We start from the raw sequence: 17,244 nt of genomic DNA, 5'->3' as shown, positions 1-17,244 counted from the left end.
CTCGTTCTCCGAAAGGGGGTGGCGTCATGACCATCTCGCTCCCACCCGCGCAGGGACCGTCCGCGGCGAGCGGCTCGGTCGTCGACACGGTCGCCGTGAATCAGGCCGGCCTCAAAGAGGGGCCCGGGGGGTTCTGGCGCGACGTGTTCCGCCGCCTCCGCCGCAACCCGACGGCCTGGATCGGCGCCGGCATCGTGCTGGTGTTCGTCCTCGTCTCGGTGCTCGCGCCATTGCTCGCCCCGTACCCCGAGACGGCGTTGCCCGGCGCGAAGTACATCACGCCGACGCACATCCCCGGTCCGGGGGAGCTGCCGGAGTTCCCCCTCGGGCTCGACCGCTTCGGCGGCGATGTGCTCTCCAAGCTCATCTGGGGCGCGCAGGCGTCGCTGCTGATCGGTGTGATCTCGACCGCGCTCGGTCTGGTCGGCGGAATGATCCTCGGACTCCTCGCCGGCACATTCGGCGGATGGGTCGACACCCTCATCATGCGCATCGTCGACATCATCCTGTCGGTGCCGAACCTGCTGCTGGCGGTATCCATCGCCGCGATCCTGGGCCAGACGCCCTTCGCGGTGATGATCGCCATCGGAGCATCCCAGGTTCCGATCTTCGCCCGCCTCCTGCGGGCGTCGATGCTGCAGCAGCGATCGAGCGACTACGTGCTCTCGGCCCAGACGCTGGGGCTCGGTCGCGGGCAGATCACCATGTCGCACGTGCTGCCGAACGCCATCGGACCTGTCATCGTGCAGGGCACGCTCACGCTCGCGACGGCGGTGATCGATGCGGCGGCGCTGTCGTTCCTCGGTCTCGGCGGCGGTCGCCCCGAGACGGCCGAGTGGGGCCGCATGCTCACCTATGCGCAGGCCGAGCTGGCCATCGCGCCATGGCTGGCATTCCTGCCCGGCATCTGCATCGCGGTCACCGCGCTCGGCTTCACCCTGTTCGGTGAAGCCCTGCGCGAGGCCATGGACCCGAGGACGAGAGCACGATGAACGCTGCGAAAGAGACACGGACCACGGACGCTCCGCTGCTGTCCGTCGAAGGGCTGGCGGTCGACTTCGCCACCATGGACGGCGTCGTGCACGCCGTCGAGGGAGTCGACCTCGAGATCGCGCCGGGCCAGACCGTCGCGATCGTGGGGGAGTCCGGGTCGGGCAAGTCGACCACTGCCATGGCCATCATCGGGCTGCTCGCCGGTGGCGGGCGCGTGGCCGGCGGCAGCATCCGCCTCGACGGCAAGGACATCACCCGCGCTCCCGAGAGCGAGCTGCGCACCATCCGCGGGCGCGACATCGGCCTCGTGCCGCAGGACCCCATGTCGAACCTGAATCCGGTCGCGAAGATCGGCACCCAGGTCGCCGAGACCCTGCTCGCCCACGGACTCGCCACCAGGCAGAACGTGCAGCAGAAGGTCGTCGAGGCGCTGACAGCCGCCGGACTGCCGGATCCCGAGAAGCGCGCGAAGCAGTACCCGCACGAGTTCTCCGGCGGCATGCGCCAGCGCGCGCTGATCGCGATCGGCCTGGCGTGCAAACCGCGCCTGCTGATCGCGGACGAGCCGACGAGCGCGCTCGACGTGACGGTGCAGCAGACGATCCTCGACCAGATCGGCGACATGACGCGCGAGCTCGGCACCGCCGTGCTGCTCATCACGCACGATCTGGGACTCGCGGCCGAGCGTGCCGAGCGCGTCATCGTGATGCACCGCGGCAAGGTGGTCGAGCAGGGGCCGGCGAAGCAGATCCTCGAGAATCCGCAGCACCCCTACACGCAGTCGCTCGTGCAGGCGGCGCCGTCGGTGGCTGCCGCGCGTCTGCGCCCGGAGGCGTTCCACGCCGAGGAACGTCCGTCCGATCCGAACGCAGCCGAGGATGCCTCGAGCGCGCTCGCCCTGCCGACAGCGGACAACATCGTCGAGATCGAGAACCTCACCAAGGTCTATCCGGTCCGTGGGCAGAAAGAGGACTTCGTCGCCGTGAACGACGTGTCGCTCGCCATCCCGCGCGGCGAGACGGTGGCGATCGTGGGCGAGTCCGGTTCGGGCAAGACGACGACCGCGCGGATGCTGCTGAAGATCATCGAGCCGACGAGCGGTCTCATCCGCTACGAGGGAAAGGACGTCTCCTCGCTCACCCGTGCGGAGACCCGGGACTTCCGGCAGAAGGTGCAGCCGATCTTCCAGGATCCGTACTCGAGCCTGAATCCGATGTTCACCATCGAGCGCCTCATCTCCGAGCCGCTGGACTTCTACAAGCGGGGGAGCGGCGCCGATCGGCGCAAGCGCGTCCGGCAGCTGCTCGACGACGTGGCGCTGCCGCAGTCGATGCTGCGCCGGTATCCGTCCGAGCTGTCCGGCGGTCAGCGTCAGCGTGTCGCGATCGCCCGTGCGCTCGCGCTCTCGCCCGAGCTGATCGTGTGCGACGAACCCGTGTCAGCGCTCGACGTCCTCGTGCAGGATCAGATCCTGAACCTGCTGGGCGACCTGCAGACCGAGTACGGACTCAGCTATCTCTTCATCTCCCACGACCTCGCCGTGGTCCGCCTGATCAGCGACTACGTGTGCGTGATGAAGGACGGCTCGCTCGTCGAGGCGGCATCCTCGGAGGAGATCTTCACGAATCCTCGAGACCCGTACACGCGACGTCTGCTGGCGTCGATCCCGGGGAACGAACTCAACATCGCCTCCTGACGACGACGATGCGTCCCGCCCCGAGCGCGAGCTCCGGGGCGGGCGCACCGGGTCGACGGACGACGCTTCCGGGTGCCATTACCGCAGCATCCGAAGAAGGTCAAGGATTGCGCTTGCCATGTCGCAAGATCGCGCGTATAGTTGGTAGTTGCGCTCGCTTCTCCGTGCCCTCATATGGTGGTCGGCATTTCGTTGAGTCTTTGAGCGCACACTCCACCTGACGACAAAGGAATCGAGAAGCCCTGCGGGGCTCACGGAGGTTATTCCCTTGGCTGCTGCTCGCAACGCATCCACATCCACCACCACCAAGAACGGACGCGGAGCTTCCCGTCTTTCGTTCGCCAAGATCTCCGACACGCTGACGGTCCCTGACCTTCTCGCTCTGCAGACGGAATCCTTCGGATGGCTCGTCGGCAACGACGCCTGGAAGGCTCGAGTCGCAGAGGCCAAGAAGGCCGGCCGCACCGACGTGAACGAGAACAGCGGTCTCGGCGAGATCTTCGAGGAGATCTCTCCGATCGAGGACCTCGGCGAGACGATGCAGCTGTCGTTCACCAACCCTTACCTCGAGCCGGAGAAGTACTCGATCGAGGAGTGCAAGGAGCGCGGCAAGACGTACGCCGCTCCGCTGTACGTCGAGGCCGAGTTCATGAACCACCTCACGGGTGAGATCAAGACCCAGACGGTCTTCATGGGCGACTTCCCGCTGCAGACCGACAAGGGAACGTTCATCATCAACGGCTCCGAGCGCGTCGTCGTCTCGCAGCTCGTGCGTTCGCCCGGTGTGTACTTCGACAAGACCCCCGACAAGACGTCCGACAAGGACATCGTGTCGGCTCGCGTCATCCCGAGCCGTGGTGCATGGCTCGAGTTCGAGATCGACAAGCGCGACCAGGTCGGCGTGCGCGTCGACCGCAAGCGCAAGCAGTCGGTCACCGTGTTCCTCAAGGCGCTGGGCATGACCAGCGAGGAGATCCTCACGGAGTTCGCCGGCTACACCTCGATCGAGGAGACGCTCGCGAAGGACACGATCGTCACGAAGGAAGATGCGCTCCGCGACATCTACCGCAAGCTGCGTCCGGGCGAGCAGGTCGCCGCCGAGGCCGCCCGCGCGCTCCTCGACAACTTCTACTTCAACCCGAAGCGCTACGACCTCGCGAAGGTGGGTCGTTACAAGATCAACCACAAGCTCGGTCTCGACGCTCCGCTGACCGACTCGGTCCTCACGGTTCAGGACATCGTCGCGACGATCAAGTACCTCGTGCGTCTGCACGCAGGCACGGAAGAGACCTTCCCCGGCATCCGCTCGGGCAAGAAGGCCGACATCCGCATCGCGACCGATGACATCGACAACTTCGGCAACCGTCGCATCCGCGCGGTCGGCGAGCTGATCCAGAACCAGGTCCGCACCGGTCTGTCCCGCATGGAGCGCGTCGTCCGCGAGCGCATGACCACGCAGGACATCGAGGCGATCACGCCGCAGACCCTGATCAACGTGCGCCCCGTCGTCGCCGCGATCAAGGAGTTCTTCGGAACCTCGCAGCTGTCGCAGTTCATGGACCAGAACAACCCGCTCGCGGGTCTGACCAACAAGCGCCGCCTCTCGGCTCTCGGCCCCGGTGGTCTGAGCCGTGACCGCGCAGGCGTCGAGGTCCGTGACGTCCACCCGTCGCACTACGGCCGCATGTGCCCCATCGAGACCCCTGAAGGCCCGAACATCGGTCTGATCGGTGCTCTCGCGACCTTCGCGCGCATCAACTCGTTCGGTTTCATCGAGACCCCGTACCGCAAGGTCGAGGGTGGCGTCGTCACCGAGCACATCGATTACCTGACCGCTTCCGAAGAGGTCGACTTCAACATCGCGCAGGCGAACGCCCCGCTCGACAAGAACGGTCGCTTCCGCGAGAGCCACGTCCTCGCGCGCCCCAAGGGCGGTAGCGGTGAGGTGGATCTCTTCCTTCCGGAGGAGATCGGCTACATCGACGTCTCGCCGCGCCAGATGGTGTCGGTCGCGACCTCGCTCGTGCCCTTCCTCGAGCACGACGACGCACAGCGCGCACTCATGGGCGCCAACATGCAGCGTCAGGCTGTGCCGCTGCTCCGCAGCGACTCGCCGCTCGTCGGAACCGGTATGGAGGGCTACACGGCCATCGACGCCGGCGACGTGCTCACGGCTGAGAAGCCGGGTGTCGTCACCGAGGTCTCCGCAGACCGCGTCACCGTCATGCTCGACGAGGGTGGAACGCAGGACTACCACCTGCGCAAGTTCGACCGCTCGAACCAGGGCACGTCGTACAACCAGAAGGTCGTCGTCAACGAGGGCGACCGCGTCGAGGTCGGAGAGGTCATCGCCGATGGCCCCGCCACCGAGAACGGCGAACTGGCACTCGGAAAGAACCTCCTCGTCGCGTTCATGACGTGGGAGGGCTACAACTTCGAGGACGCGATCATCCTGAGCCAGGACCTGGTCAAGGACGACACCCTCTCCTCGATCCACATCGAGGAGTACGAGGTCGACGCGCGCGACACGAAGCTCGGCAAGGAGGAGATCACCCGTGACCTCCCCAACGTCAGCCCCGAGCTCCTGAAGGATCTCGACGAGCGCGGCATCATCCGCATCGGTGCCGAGGTCCGCCCCGGTGACATCCTCGTCGGCAAGGTCACGCCGAAGGGCGAGACCGAGCTGTCGGCGGAAGAGCGTCTGCTCCGCGCGATCTTCAACGAGAAGAGCCGCGAAGTCCGTGACACCTCTCTCAAGGTGCCCCACGGCGAGCAGGGCACGATCATCGCCGTCAAGGAGTTCAACGCCGAGGACGGCGACGACGAGCTCGGCTCCGGTGTCAACCGCCGCGTCGTGGTCTACATCGCCCAGAAGCGCAAGATCACCGAGGGTGACAAGCTCGCCGGTCGTCACGGTAACAAGGGTGTCATCGCCAAGATCCTCCCGATCGAGGACATGCCGTTCCTCGCGGACGGTACCCCGGTCGACATCGTCCTGAACCCGCTGGGCATCCCCGGTCGAATGAACTTCGGCCAGGTGCTCGAGACCCACCTCGGGTGGATCGCGAAGCAGGGCTGGAAGGTCGAAGGCACCCCGGAGTGGGCTGCGCGACTCCCCAAGGACGCGTTCGAGGCTGCCCCCGGCACCAAGGTCGCGACCCCGGTGTTCGACGGTGCGAGCGAGGAGGAGATCTCCGGTCTCCTCGACGCGACCACCCCGACCCGTGACGGCATCCGCCTGATCGACTCGACCGGAAAGACGCAGCTGTTCGACGGCCGCTCCGGTGAGCCGTTCCCGGCGCCGATCTCGGTGGGCTACATGTACATCCTGAAGCTGCACCACCTGGTCGACGACAAGATCCACGCACGTTCGACGGGTCCGTACTCGATGATCACCCAGCAGCCGCTCGGTGGTAAGGCGCAGTTCGGTGGCCAGCGATTCGGTGAGATGGAGGTGTGGGCCCTCGAGGCCTACGGCGCCGCATACGCGCTCCAGGAGCTCCTCACGATCAAGTCCGACGACATCCTCGGCCGCGTCAAGGTGTACGAGGCGATCGTCAAGGGCGAGAACATCCAGGAGCCCGGCATCCCCGAGTCCTTCAAGGTGCTCATGAAGGAGATGCAGTCGCTCTGCCTGAACGTCGAGGTCCTCTCGGCAGACGGCACGCTCGTCAACCTGCGTGACACCGACGACGAGGCCTTCCGCGCTGCGGAGGAACTCGGCATCAACATCTCCAGCCGCTTCGAGGCCGCCTCGATCGACGAGATCTAAGGTCCAGGCCGCCGACCGCGCGTCACGCCCGGTCGGCGGCCCACCTCCCCGATTTCTTCAGAAGAATTCCTACACAGGAGAATTTGTGCTCGAGTCAAACACTTTCGATGAGCTTCGCATCGGCCTGGCCACCGCGGACCACATCCGCGCCTGGTCATACGGCGAGGTCAAGAAGCCTGAAACCATCAACTACCGCACCCTGAAGCCGGAGAAGGACGGTCTCTTCGGAGAGCAGATCTTCGGCCCGTCCCGCGACTGGGAGTGCGCCTGCGGCAAGTACAAGCGTGTCCGCTTCAAGGGCATCGTCTGCGAGCGCTGCGGCGTCGAGGTCACCAAGTCCTCGGTCCGTCGTGAGCGCATGGGTCACATCGAGCTCGCCGCTCCCGTCACCCACATCTGGTACTTCAAGGGTGTTCCCTCGCGTCTCGGGTACCTGCTCGACATGGCGCCGAAGGACCTCGAGAAGGTCATCTACTTCGCCGCCTACATGGTCATCTCGGTCGACGAGGATGCTCGTCACCGCGACCTGGGCACGCAGGAGAACAACATCCGTCTCGAGCTGAAAACGCTCGGAGACCGCCGCGACGCGAAGATCGCCGAGCGCCTGGCTCGCCTGGAGGAGGAGCTCGCTTCCCTCGAGGCGGAGGGCGCCAAGGCCGACGCGAAGAAGAAGGTCAAGGACGCCGCCGAGAAGGAGATGTCGCTCATCCGCAAGGGTGCCGACGAGGCGATCGCCAAGCTCGAGCGCGTGTGGGAGGACTTCCGCACGCTCGAGGTCGGCGCACTGCGTCCCGAGGACGACGTCTTCCACGAGCTCCAGGACCGCTTCGGTCAGTACTTCGAGGCCTACATGGGCGCCGAGTCGATCCAGCGTCGCCTCGCGGCGTTCGACCTGGCAGCCGAGGCGGAGAGCCTGCACCTGCAGATCTCCGAGGGCAAGGGCCAGCGCAAGATCCGCGCGATCAAGCGTCTGAAGGTCGTCAACTCGTTCCTGGAGACCGGCATGAGCCCGGCCGCCATGGTCCTCGACGTCGTTCCGGTGATCCCGCCGGAGCTGCGCCCGATGGTGCAGCTCGACGGTGGCCGCTTCGCGACCTCCGACCTCAACGACCTCTACCGTCGTGTGATCAACCGCAACAACCGTCTTCGTCGTCTGATCGACCTCGGTGCTCCCGAGATCATCGTCAACAACGAGAAGCGGATGCTGCAGGAGGCCGTCGACGCACTGTTCGACAACGGTCGCCGTGGTCGTCCCGTCACCGGTACCGGCAACCGTGCCCTGAAGTCCCTCAGCGACATGCTGAAGGGTAAGCAGGGTCGTTTCCGCCAGAACCTTCTCGGCAAGCGCGTCGACTACTCGGGCCGTTCGGTCATCATCGTCGGCCCGCAGCTGAAGCTGCACCAGTGCGGTCTGCCTAAGCAGATGGCTCTGGAGCTCTTCAAGCCGTTCGTCATCAAGCGCCTGATCGACCTCGGTCACTCGCAGAACATCAAGGCGGCCAAGCGCGCCGTCGAGCGCACGCGTCCCGAGGTCTGGGACGTGCTCGAGGAGATCATCCGCGAGCGTCCGGTGCTGCTCAACCGTGCGCCCACGCTGCACCGTCTCGGCATCCAGGCCTTCGAGCCTCAGCTCGTCGAGGGCAAGGCCATCCAGCTGCACCCGCTCGTCTGCGCGGCGTTCAACGCCGACTTCGACGGTGACCAGATGGCTGTCCACCTGCCGCTGTCGGTCGAGGCTCAGGCCGAGGCCCGCGTGCTGATGCTCGCGTCGAACAACATCCTGAAGCCGTCCGACGGACGCCCGGTCACCCTGCCTTCGCAGGACATGATCATCGGTCTGCACCACCTGACCACGGTCAAGGCGGGCGCAGCCGGTGAGGGCCGTGCATTCGGTTCGGTGGGCGAGGCGATCCTGGCGAAGGACGAGGGAACCCTCGACCTGCAGGCCAAGGTCCGCATCCGCATCCCGGGTCTCACGTTCCTCGAGGGCGAAGCTCCCGAGGGCTACGAGCGTCACGGTCTCGTCGACGCATCGCTCGGTCAGGCGATCTTCAACGACACGCTGCCCAAGGGATACCCGTTCGTCCGCGAGCAGGCTGACAAGAACAAGCTGTCGCAGATCGTCAACAAGCTGGCCGAGGAGTACCCGAAGGTCGAGACGGCTGCGTCGCTGGACCGCATCAAGGACGCCGGTTTCTACTGGGCCACGCGCTCGGGTGTGACCGTCGCCCTGAGCGACATCCTCACGCCGCCGAACAAGGCTGAGATCGTCGCGGGCTACGAGAAGCAGGCCGCGAAGGTCCAGTCCCAGTACGAGAAGGGCCTCACGACCGACGTCGAGCGTCGTCAGGAGCTCATCAAGATCTGGACCGAGGCGACCGACGAGGTCCAGGCTGCGATGAAGGCCAACTTCCCCGAGGACAACACCATCAACCGCATGGTGTCGTCGGGTGCTCGTGGTAACTGGCTGCAGATCCGGAACATCGCCGGTATGCGTGGTCTGGTGAACAACCCCAAGGGTGAGATCATCCCGCGTCCGATCATCTCCTCGTACCGCGAGGGTCTGTCGGTTGCGGAGTACTTCATCGCGACGCACGGTACCCGTAAGGGTCTCGCCGACACCGCTCTGCGTACCGCCGACTCGGGTTACCTGACCCGTCGTCTGGTGGATGTCTCGCAGGACGTCATCATCCGCGAAGAGGACTGCGGCACGTCGAAGGGCCTCGAGCTCCCGATCGCCGCTCCGAACTCGCAGGGTGAGCTCGTGCGCGACGCGAACGTCGAGAACTCGGTGTTCGCTCGTACGCTGGCCTCCGACGTGGTCGACAGCAAGGGTGAGGTCCTCGCCTCTGCCGGCGACGACGTGGGTGACGTTCTCATCGACAAGCTGGTCGGTCTCGGTGTCGAGAGCATCAAGGTGCGCTCGGTCCTCACCTGCGACTCCGCCGTCGGTGTCTGCGCGCAGTGCTACGGCCGTTCGCTCGCGACGGGTAAGACCGTCGACATCGGCGAGGCCGTCGGCATCATCGCGGCACAGTCGATCGGTGAGCCCGGTACCCAGCTGACGATGCGTACGTTCCACACCGGTGGTTCGGCGTCGGCAGATGACATCACGCAGGGTCTGCCCCGCGTGCAGGAGCTCTTCGAGGCTCGCACCCCGAAGGCCGCATCGCCGATCGCCGAGGCCGATGGCCGCATCACGATCGACGAGACGGACAAGGCCAAGAAGGTCATCCTGACGCCCGACAACGGTGACGAGGAAGTGATCTACCCGGTCCTGAAGCGTGCGACGCTTCTGGTCGAGGACGGGCAGCACGTCACGGTCGGTCAGCCTCTCCTGGTCGGCACGCTCGACCCCAAGGAGGTCATGCGCGTCATGGGTGCCCGCGAGGTGCAGCGTTACCTCGTCGGCGGCGTCCAGGGCGTCTACCGCTCGCAGGGTGTGCCGATCCACGACAAGCACATCGAGGTCATCGTCCGTCAGATGCTCCGCAAGGTCACCGTCGTCGATCACGCCGACACGACCCTGCTCCCGGGTGAGATGGTCGACCTCAAGCGCTACCAGGCGATCAACCGCGAGGCTGTGGCAGAGGGCAAGCGCCCCGCGTCCGGCCGTCCGGAGCTGATGGGTATCACGAAGGCGTCGCTCGCGACCGAGTCGTGGCTGTCGGCCGCTTCCTTCCAGGAGACGACCCGCGTTCTCACGCAGGCCGCCATGGAGGGCAAGCGCGACCCGCTGGTCGGTCTCAAGGAGAACGTCATCATCGGAAAGCTCATCCCCGCCGGAACCGGTCTCTCGAAGTACCGCGACGTCACGGTCGAGGCGACGGAGGAAGCCAAGAGCGAGCGCTACCCGAACCGGATCTTCGCATCCGACGGTGCGTACGCCGACGGCGACTTCGGTTACGTCGACTTCGACGCGTTCTCGACGGACGACATCACGCCGGGTACGTACAACTGATCGAGTGAGTGAGTGAGAAGGCCCCGGGCGATTCGCCCGGGGCCTTCTTCGTGCCCGGATCCGGGGTGCCTGCCGTGGACAGGGCGACGGATCAGTCGAAGAGGTGCGCCACGATGCTCGAGGTGTATCCCTCGGGCGCGAGATTCGAGTACTGGGAGTCGATCAGCACGTCGTCCCGCCAGAAGAGGGTGCGACCGTCGGTGACAGGGTACTGCTCGTTCTGCCAGGTCTTCTCGCAGCGCGTGCCGCCGTCGGGAGTGAAGCACGTGTAGCCCTCGTCGGCCACGAGAGCGTTCAGCATGTCGAGGGCCGGCCCTCGGTTCATCAGGGAGATGGTGGTGACCAGCCGGGTGGTGTCCGCCCTCGGATCCGCCCAGATGCAGGTGAGCTCGCCATCGTCTCCTACCCCGGACGGTCCGAAGGCCGCGTCATTGAGTGGCACTCCCTCGAGCTGTGCGAGCACGTCGTCCGAGAGGATCGCCCTGCAGTCGGTCGGCAGAGCGATCGGAGTCTCTGTCGGTGTGGGAGAGGGCGACGGGCTCTCCGATTCGTCCGGTCCCGGACTCGACGACGGTTCAGCGGAATCGTTCGACGGCGTGGTGCCCGAACCGGTCGGATCGCAGCCGGTGAGCACGGCGAGGAGCAGGAGAGCCGCAGCGCCGGCGGCGATTCGAGCGTTCATGCGCTCACCGTAGCGCTGTGCCCAGCCCGCGCAGGGAGGCTGACCGAACCGCCGAAGAAGCCGCTCTCGCGGTAGTGTCGGCGGAATGAGTGATGATTCCTCCCGTATGCCCGGTGCAGTCGTCGTCGGAGACGCGCTGATCGACGAGATCCACGACGTCGGCGGGGTGCGTGAGCTGGTCGGCGGCGCGGCACTGAACGTCGCCGTCGGTCTTCGCAGGCTCGGTGTGCCGACCACCCTGATCGCGATGGTCGGGGACGACGAAGCGGGGGCGCACATCCGCGAATACCTCGACGATCACGGCGTGCGGCTGATCGCCAGCGAGGCGCCGCTGGGCTCGTCTCGGGCGATCGTGCAGCGTGGTCCCGACGGCGAGCCCGTCTACGTGTTCAACGAGGCCGCGCAGCGGCGCAGCATCCGCTATTCCGACGAGGCTGTCCGTGCGATCGCCGATTCGGATCTCGTGGCCGTCAGCTGCTTCCCCTTCGACGTGCCCGGTGAGGTCGACGCACTGCTCGACGCCGTCGGCGACACTCGTCTCGCTGTCGACCCGAACCCACGGTCGGGGATGCTGAGCGACGGTGCCGAGTTCGTGCAGGGCTTCGAGCGCGCCGCCGCAGGAGCGTCGATCGTCAAGATCGGCGCCGATGATGCGGCTCTCCTCTATGACGGCGATCTCGATGCGCTGAGGGCGCGGCTGCGCGCGCTCGGGGTGAGCGCGGTGCTCGCGACCGCAGGCGCCGATGGTGCAGCCCTCGAGTCGGATGCCGGCATCGTCACGGCGCCCATCTCGACGCTGCCCGGTCGCGTCGTCGACACCGTGGGAGCCGGAGATGCGACTCTCGCGGCCGTGGCGGCCGGCCTTGCTCAGGGGACACCCTCCGATGCGAAAGGCTGGCAGCACCTGCTCGATCGAGCCATGGATGTGGCCGCTGCGACGTGCCGAGCCGAGGGCGGCCTGCTGCGGACTCCGGAGTCGATCGCTGACGCCGATCGCGGCGTGTTCGGCAGCTGAGCGTTCGATTTCTCACGCTTGCCCTCGGCAGGTATGATTATCTATCGTGCCCCCGGTTGGCTGTCGAAGTCGGACGGGTGCGCTCTGGCGAGTTACCCAAGCGGCCAAAGGGATCTGACTGTAAATCAGACTGCTCAGCATTCGGGGGTTCGAATCCCTCACTCGCCACCACTTCGAAACAGCCCCTGACTAGGTGTTCTCAACATCGGTGCAGGGGCTTTTTCGTGTTCATGGGGCGAGTTATGGGGCAAGCCCTTGATTCATCAGCGCCGCGAACCTTTCAACCGCCGAGCGCTGCATCGTCTGAGTAACGTGCGAATACAGGTCCGCCGTGATCGCGATCGATCCGAAACACGAGCCCCGTCGGTTCGCGCAGCGGGATCGCTACGACTGACCCCATAGGCCGGGGTGGTGTCTGTAGGGCTTGCCAGATGTCACCCCTTCAACTGCTGGTCCCTGCGTCTTGAGCAGCGCGGGGGCCAGCGTCTTCAGCATCAGAGGGGCCACTCGAGGCCTTCTTCGCCAGGTCGTTCGTGCGCCGCTTGGTAACTTTCTCCCGCGTCTCCATGAACTTCGTATAGCTGGTTGCGGAATCGCCGCCACCTCCCCGCGCGGCGTCCGCAGCGAGGTCTCCACCCAGACGCAACAAGTGAATGAGCTGGTCGTAGTTGGTTCGCTGCTCGAGCTTCGCGTAGATCTCCACATCCGGGAGCGCTTGAAGGATGTGCAGGACCTTTTCTCGCAGGTCGGTCGGACCGCCGATGGCGATCGCTTTCCGAATCGAGTGATCGAAACGCTCTGCGTGCCGCTCCTCGTATATCTCCCAGATCTCGCCCCACTGGAAGGTGACCGGCATTCGAGCGAATACGTCGATCAGCTCGTAGAACTGTTCGGCGATTCTGAGACATTCTGCCCGGACGCGTTCGGCATCGCGCTCGGCTCGATCTGCCTCGCGTGCGGCCGCAGCGTCCGCTCTTCGGCGCTTCTCCTGGTTTCCGGTAATCAGCAACGTCAGCAACCCGCTTGCGAGGACCGCACCCGCCGAAATTAGAGCCGCCTGCACCGTCGAATCCATGAGCCCATCATCGCAGCAACCCTCGCTGCGACTCCCCGATCACGAGGCCGGCGTAGCCCGCCTCACTCTAACCACGCGTCTCGCACGCGACATTGCCGAAGGGCACGAAAGGACACAACATGCTGCGCAATCTCGAAGACGCGTGGGGCTGGATCAAGCAGCTCAACGCGAAGGTGGACCGTCTCTATTCCGGCGCCTTGCTGGAGAACTCGTCGATCACGAACGGCCGCATGCGTTTCATCGGCGGGCTCCTACTCATCGACACAGGCGGAACACTCCAGATCGTCGGCGCGCTCGATGGTGAGGGGAACTTCCGGTGGGTTGGCCCCTGGGAGTTCGACAGCCCCGAGGGCGGTCGTATAGCTGGCGATGTCGACCTGGCAGGGGACTTCGACCTGACCGGGATCTTCAAGTCCGGAAACGTCCGCATCGAAGACGGGAAGATCTACGTCGGCACCGGATCGAACCTGATCGTCATCGACGGAGGGACGGGGAAGATCACGGTCGGCAGCATGGTGCTCGACCCGGACGACCACGACGGCATGATCACGATGCCCAACGACGGGCAGGTACTCGGCGCCGACGGGAACCTCAAGCTATACGGCCCCAATGGCACGGGCGGACGTAACGGCGTCATCATCAAGCCAGACCACATCGCGTTCGCGAAGATGCCTGAAGCGCCTTCAATGACGGGCCTGTCCTGGGTTGCCGTCGACGTCATCGGGAACTTCTGGAAAGTCTCTCCGAACGTGGGCGGACCCGAGGGCGGTCCGTTGCAGTGGCCGTTCCCTGCCAGCACGGTCTCTTCGGAGTATGGGCCACGGGAGTCGCCTGGTCCTGGTGGGTCGACGTTCCACGAGGGTATGGACTTCGACCCGGACGCGGGCGCCCCCATTCCCGCAGCAGCAGCCGGCACCGTCGAACTCGCAGGCACCAACGGCGGATTCGGGAACTGCGTCGTCATCGACCACGGCAACGGACTTAAGACTCTGTATGGACACATGCAGTCGACCCCGAGCGTGTCGGTCGGACAGACGATCGCCGCTGGGACGATCATCGGCGCAGTCGGCAACACGGGCGTCTCGTTCGGCGCGCACCTGCACTTCGAGGTGCACGTGAACGGCAGCCCCGTGAACCCGCGCACCAAGCTCACTCAGAACTGAGGGGGATCACGATGCCCCGAGCACCGCGACAGTGCGCATACCCAGGGGGATGCGAGAACCGCATCACCACCTCGAAGTACTGCCCCACCCACACCCAGCACAACTGGGCCAGCTCCGACCGCGCCTCACGGCTACCGAGTGACTGGCGAGACCGCCGCGACCTCACACGCACGAGGGCAGGCGGACAGTGTGAAGCCACCCTCACCAACGGCACACGCTGCCCCTCACCAGGTACAGAGTGCGACCACATCACCAGAGGCGACAACCACGACCTCACCAACCTCGCCTGGCTCTGCTCCCACCACCACAAGGCGAAGACACAACGCGAAGCCGCCGAAGCACGACGCACACGCACAGTCCTCCGACACCGAGACACCTGACAACTCACGTCAGGCACCGCGACACCACTGAGAGGTAGGGGCTACCCCCGCCCCTGCCACCCTCTCCACCCTCCGGAGAGATGCTGGTGAATCTATCCTCCGCATATGCCCTTGATCCGTTTTTTCAGCCCCAGGCGCTCGTCTGACGCCCGAAAAGGAGTTCCGCCATGCCGGACAAGCCCCGACGCCCCAGAAAGGCGCACACCGAAGGAACCGTTACACCTCGACTCGATCCCCGGGCGACCCTCGACGCGGCACTACCCGAAGACACTGAGTGGGATGAGAGAGAACTCATCCTCATGGCCATACTCGAACGGCAGGCCAAGCACGTCGAGAAGCTCGAAGCGGCCGTCGAAGAGCACGGCTACATGGTGGTCGGTTCGACCGGTCAACTGCGTGTCTCGCCCGCTCTGGTAGAGCTGCGTCAGTGGTACGCATCCATGACCCGGACTACCGAAGGTGTTCGCCTCCCTGGCGAGGAGAAGACCGTCGCCGTGCGGCAGCAGCGCGCCGCGAACAAGCGATGGGACGACCTCGCCAAGAATGGGAAACCAGGGGCACCTGCCCCTGTTGAGCTCAGCACCTGGACGCCGCGGACGGACGTGAAGTGATGTCGCGCCGCAAGAGCACCGTGTCAGCGCCGACCGGGATCTCACCGGTGTACCTACACCTGCACAATCAGGCGCTGGCAGCGATCGCCGAGTACGACGACCCGCGGCGGATGGAACGGCATCGTCAGCTCGTCGCCGACGGTATCGCCCGGCCGCTCGACGACCTCCTCCGCTTCCATCGGGAGCGTGCCGAAGCGTGCGAACGGCAGGAACCGATGACCGTCAGCCGGTTCGAGCTCTCCCGATGGTTCAAGGACCTGCCGGAGAACGTCTGGTCCTTCACTCTGTACCCTGACGGCACGGGGAGCGACTCACAGATACAGTGATCGCGTGAACGAATGGTCAATCGTCCTCGACATCGCGAGGCTCGTCGTCGCTGCCGGCATCGGAATCGGCAGCGCCCAGCTCGCCTTGCATTTCGAGCGCAAGCGGGCCGATCGCACTGCAGACGCTGAGTGGTCGCTAACCCCGGTGGCCGAACAGGTTGCTCGACGGAGCAAGGTACGTGCCTGGGTAGTCAAGAACACCGGAACGCGCACCGCGACGGACGTTACTTTGAAGGTGAGCGGATCAGAGATCCTCCGAGACCCGGACAAGAACGACGTCTTCCAGCCTGGCGAAGCAGAGATGATCTTCTTGGACCAGACGCCCACTGGTTCGATGAAGCTCCGCATCGGCTGGACTAACCACCGCGGAGAGCCTCGCGAAACCACGCGACTTCTCGAGATCACATACTGACAGTCGTTCAGCCTATACACTGTTGCCTTCCCGTACGATATTCCTAGGGGTGAAGGAGGTAAGGGCATGACGCAGTATGCGCCGCCGGTCTCTGCCTCGCTCCTTGCGAAGTGGTTCGTGCGGCGCGCAACCGATGCTCACGCCGGCGATCTCGACAACCTCAAGTTGCAGAAGCTCCTCTTCCTTGCACATAGTCGGTTCCTACATACGAATGGAAACGCACTGCTCCGGGAGAAGGTTGAAGCCTGGAAGCACGGTCCTGTGATTGACGTGGTCTACCAGGAGTACAAGCGGTTTGGGGACGAGCAGATCGTGCAACCTCTCGCGGCAGACGGACCCTGGAATCAGCTCCCCGGTGAGGTCTGCTCAGCTCTTGAGGAGGTGTGGGATTCGTTCGCAGTGCTGTCCGGGTGGGCCCTTCGCGAACTCACCCACGATGTCGGACCCTGGCAGGAGCATTATGACCGGAATCGCCGTCATGTTGTGATCCCGAACGAAGAGATTGGAGGTGCTTGGCCCATGTTCTCGACCCACGCTGCAAACCGCGGTGCTGAGGCGACGGCCCTGCGGCGCCTCCAAGAGCTTCGGATGAAGGCGGCCGCGCTGCCTTCGGCGCCGATCCAAGTGAACACTGAGGCTCTCCTCAAGGACTATGAGTCGCTTGCGGATCTTCGGAAGGAAGCGACCTCGCTCCTCTCATGACCGTCCCCATAAGACTGGGCGGCCTCTACTGGGTGCCTGATAGCGCCGTCAGCTTGCCTCCGCAGACGTTGAAGGAGCGCAACCTCCACCGGAGGCGCCCCTTTCTGGTGATCTCGAATGACTCAGTGAATACGGCGGAGCAGTGGCCTGTCGTCTTGGGGTTCCCGCTGACCACGTCTCACGAGTTCGCGACTTCTTTTTGCGTGAAGCTCGGGAAGGGCGTTTGCGACCTGCCGGAAGAGTGCTGGGTTCAAGTTCCCTTGCTTCAGCCACTAGCAAAGCCGAAACTGCTGGAGTATGTCGGTCCTCTAGCAGCTAACTTCGTGGAAGACGTGAAGCTGAAGTTGATCACCTACACCGACAATCCGTACTGAGCCGGTTCACTCTGCGCTGTCGACGACGACCGCGTTCCCCCAGACCCAGCAGCGGAACGTCTGATCGTCGGCTTCCGATTGC

At 65.0% G+C, this 17,244-nt stretch carries 13 protein-coding genes and 1 tRNA gene; 12 read left to right on the top strand and 2 right to left on the bottom strand.

Annotated elements, in window-relative coordinates; genetic code table 11:
* Nucleotides 1-26: 26 nt before the first annotated feature.
* The 4 genes from ACZZZQ_RS03415 to rpoC all read left to right on the top strand — a co-directional run bounded on the left by ACZZZQ_RS03415 (nucleotide 27) and on the right by rpoC (nucleotide 10,422).
* Entirely contained in the window at nucleotides 27-992 is a 966-nt protein-coding gene (locus tag ACZZZQ_RS03415; RefSeq protein WP_053098899.1) for an ABC transporter permease, read from the top strand.
* A complete protein-coding gene (locus ACZZZQ_RS03410) occupies nucleotides 989-2,689 on the top strand; it encodes an ABC transporter ATP-binding protein (protein WP_056277185.1) in 1,701 nt (566 codons plus the stop codon). The genes ACZZZQ_RS03415 and ACZZZQ_RS03410 overlap by 4 nt, the downstream gene beginning before the upstream one ends.
* A 268-nt stretch (nucleotides 2,690-2,957) precedes the next feature.
* Entirely contained in the window at nucleotides 2,958-6,461 is a 3,504-nt protein-coding gene (gene rpoB, locus ACZZZQ_RS03405; RefSeq protein ID WP_053098901.1) for a DNA-directed RNA polymerase subunit beta, read from the top strand.
* A gap of 85 nt (nucleotides 6,462-6,546) precedes the next feature.
* The gene (gene rpoC / locus ACZZZQ_RS03400; protein ID WP_053098902.1) at nucleotides 6,547-10,422 is read left to right on the top strand and encodes a DNA-directed RNA polymerase subunit beta'; all 3,876 of its coding nucleotides are present in this window, start codon (nucleotides 6,547-6,549) and stop codon (nucleotides 10,420-10,422) included.
* A gap of 91 nt (nucleotides 10,423-10,513) precedes the next feature.
* Here rpoC and ACZZZQ_RS03395 read toward each other — a convergent pair whose 3' ends face one another.
* Nucleotides 10,514-11,104 (bottom strand): hypothetical protein, encoded by a 591-nt coding sequence (locus tag ACZZZQ_RS03395; RefSeq protein WP_053098903.1) that lies wholly within the window; start codon nucleotides 11,102-11,104, stop codon nucleotides 10,514-10,516.
* Between the two features lie 85 nt (nucleotides 11,105-11,189).
* Between ACZZZQ_RS03395 and ACZZZQ_RS03390 the strand changes: the two genes are divergently transcribed.
* Nucleotides 11,190-12,119: a carbohydrate kinase family protein gene (locus ACZZZQ_RS03390; protein ID WP_463506892.1), complete on the top strand. Its 930-nt coding sequence runs from the start codon at nucleotides 11,190-11,192 to the stop codon at nucleotides 12,117-12,119.
* 86 nt (nucleotides 12,120-12,205) lie between these two features.
* Nucleotides 12,206-12,290 (top strand) — tRNA-Tyr (locus ACZZZQ_RS03385).
* A gap of 271 nt (nucleotides 12,291-12,561) precedes the next feature.
* Here ACZZZQ_RS03385 and ACZZZQ_RS03380 read toward each other — a convergent pair.
* A complete protein-coding gene (locus tag ACZZZQ_RS03380) occupies nucleotides 12,562-13,194 on the bottom strand; it encodes a hypothetical protein (RefSeq protein ID WP_463506891.1) in 633 nt (210 codons plus the stop codon).
* A 119-nt stretch (nucleotides 13,195-13,313) separates the two neighbouring features.
* Between ACZZZQ_RS03380 and ACZZZQ_RS03375 the strand changes: the two genes are divergently transcribed.
* From ACZZZQ_RS03375 to ACZZZQ_RS03350, 6 genes are all read left to right on the top strand, one after another.
* Nucleotides 13,314-14,357 (top strand): M23 family metallopeptidase, encoded by a 1,044-nt coding sequence (locus ACZZZQ_RS03375; RefSeq protein ID WP_463506890.1) that lies wholly within the window; start codon nucleotides 13,314-13,316, stop codon nucleotides 14,355-14,357.
* Between the two features lie 547 nt (nucleotides 14,358-14,904).
* Nucleotides 14,905-15,348 carry a hypothetical protein gene (locus tag ACZZZQ_RS03370; protein WP_463506889.1) on the top strand — a complete coding sequence of 148 codons (444 nt, stop codon included), beginning with the start codon at nucleotides 14,905-14,907 and terminating at the stop codon, nucleotides 15,346-15,348.
* On the top strand, nucleotides 15,348-15,674 hold the full coding sequence (locus tag ACZZZQ_RS03365; protein ID WP_463506888.1) for a hypothetical protein: 327 nt from the start codon (nucleotides 15,348-15,350) through the stop codon (nucleotides 15,672-15,674). Before ACZZZQ_RS03370 ends, ACZZZQ_RS03365 begins: the two co-directional genes overlap by 1 nt.
* A gap of 4 nt (nucleotides 15,675-15,678) precedes the next feature.
* Nucleotides 15,679-16,086 (top strand): hypothetical protein, encoded by a 408-nt coding sequence (locus ACZZZQ_RS03360; RefSeq protein WP_463506887.1) that lies wholly within the window; start codon nucleotides 15,679-15,681, stop codon nucleotides 16,084-16,086.
* A 66-nt stretch (nucleotides 16,087-16,152) separates the two neighbouring features.
* The gene (locus ACZZZQ_RS03355) at nucleotides 16,153-16,788 is read left to right on the top strand and encodes a Panacea domain-containing protein (RefSeq protein WP_463506886.1); all 636 of its coding nucleotides are present in this window, start codon (nucleotides 16,153-16,155) and stop codon (nucleotides 16,786-16,788) included.
* Nucleotides 16,785-17,162, top strand: coding sequence for a type II toxin-antitoxin system PemK/MazF family toxin (locus ACZZZQ_RS03350; protein WP_463506885.1), 378 nt, complete (start codon nucleotides 16,785-16,787; stop codon nucleotides 17,160-17,162). Before ACZZZQ_RS03355 ends, ACZZZQ_RS03350 begins: the two co-directional genes overlap by 4 nt.
* Nucleotides 17,163-17,244 lie beyond the last annotated feature (82 nt).

Source organism: Microbacterium sp. AC132 (assembly GCF_979258525.1).
This window is presented reverse-complemented; position numbering and strand designations above follow the sequence as displayed.